Annotated in this window: 1 protein-coding gene; it reads right to left on the minus strand. The window is 65.4% G+C overall.

Translation table 11 applies throughout. From position 1 onward, the window contains the following. Nucleotides 1-22 precede the first annotated feature (22 nt). A complete protein-coding gene (locus tag RE4_RS30540; protein WP_044480144.1) occupies nucleotides 23-1,252 on the minus strand; it encodes an IS110 family RNA-guided transposase in 1,230 nt (409 codons plus the stop codon). Nucleotides 1,253-1,609 lie beyond the last annotated feature (357 nt).

The raw sequence follows: 1,609 nt of genomic DNA on the forward strand, positions 1-1,609 counted from the left end.
GACATCTCACGGGGTGTAGGAGTCAAGCCGCGATCGGGAGGGGAGGTGGAAATGCGTGCAGTTCGTCGAAGAATTCGCGGGTGGTAAGGCAGTGGTGGAGTTGGCCGAGGAATCGGTTGAACAGGTGTCGTTGGGCTTGGTGGTTCCAGTCTCCGCCGGCGCGGCGAGCGTCGAAATGTCGTCGGGCGCCGGGGGACGCTTGCAGGGCGCTGAACGCCCAGATCGTTCCCGCTGCTGCCAGTCGCCGGTTCTTGACGTGCCGGTGCAGGACGAAGGTTTTCTTCCCGCTGGCACGGGTGATCGGGGCAGCACCGGCGTAGGCCTTGAGGCCGCGCGCGGTCGCGAACCTGTTTCGGTCGTCACCGATCTCGGCGAGCACGCGAGCACCTGCGAGCGGCCCCAGACCGGGAAAGCTGGTGATGATCTTCGCATCCGGGTGCTCGGAGAAGAGCACGCTCACGTGCGCGGCGAGGGTCTCGGCGGCTGTGCAGGCGGCGTCGAACTGCCGCAACAGGGTCATCAGGCTGATTCCCATCGCTGCTTCGATCTGCGGTGGCTGGCGAAGCGCCGGGGCGCGCATGATGGCCCGCAGTCGTTCGACGTCTCGGTCGAGGAATCGGGAACGTCCGGCTCTTTTGAGTGCTGCTTTGAGTTGGGGCCGGGTCAGGGCGGCAGCTGCGGTCGGAGTCGGAGCTGCAGCGAGCACGCTTCGGGCATCAGGGCGGGTCAGCCCGTCTTCGAGCGACTGAAACGCGGTCAACGCTGCCGGGAAATATTCCTTGAGCAGCGAGCGGATCTCGTTGCCGAAGCGTTGCCGAGACCAGACGGCGTCCTGCTGGGCGCGGGCGAGAACCCGAATGGCCAGAGCGCTGTCGGTATCCGCCGGCAGTGGGCGGTGCGCGACGGCGTCGGTGCGCACGATATTCGCCAGCATGACCGCGTCGGCGGAATCGGATTTCGATCCGGAGACCGAATGCCGGGACCGGTACCGGGAGGCCGCGAGCGGATTGATCGGGTAGATCACCCGGCCACTCGCGCGCAGTCCGGCAACCCACAGGCCGTGATCGGTTTCGATCCCGACTGGGATCGGATCTTCGGCGGTGTCGCCGGCTTCGGCGAATGCCTCGAGCAACCGGGCGAACCCGGCAGCGTCGTTGTCGACTCGTCCCCGGCTCACGACTTCGCCCAGGTCGTTGAGGATCGCGAAGTCGTGATGGTTTTCGGCCCAATCGATTCCGCAGTACAGTCCCACCGCGCCTCCCAATGTCGATGTGCAGGTTGCGAACCCGTGTGGTGCACGCGGCGACCTAATTGCAGGACTCGACGGTCCGTCATCTCACCAGCCGTTCGTGACACCAGCGCACCGCAGGGCGCTCGATCTGCCGAAGAGCTCACGGCTCGGGAACACAGAAGAAGAGATCATCCCTGCGGCGGGCTCGTACCACGATATTTCACCACGCCGAATGGTGCACTGCCCGGCGCTGCCTCTCTTCCAGAAGGCGTCGCATGCGCCGGGAAAACCCTGGAGTCCGCCTGGCAGTGCACCCGCAGAAACAGCAGACCAGCGTGAGCGTTGTTGCCCGTCGGTCCGTGCTTCTACACACCAATT

The organism is Rhodococcus erythropolis NBRC 15567 (genome assembly GCF_001552595.1).
Taxonomy (GTDB): domain Bacteria; phylum Actinomycetota; class Actinomycetes; order Mycobacteriales; family Mycobacteriaceae; genus Rhodococcus_F; species Rhodococcus_F erythropolis.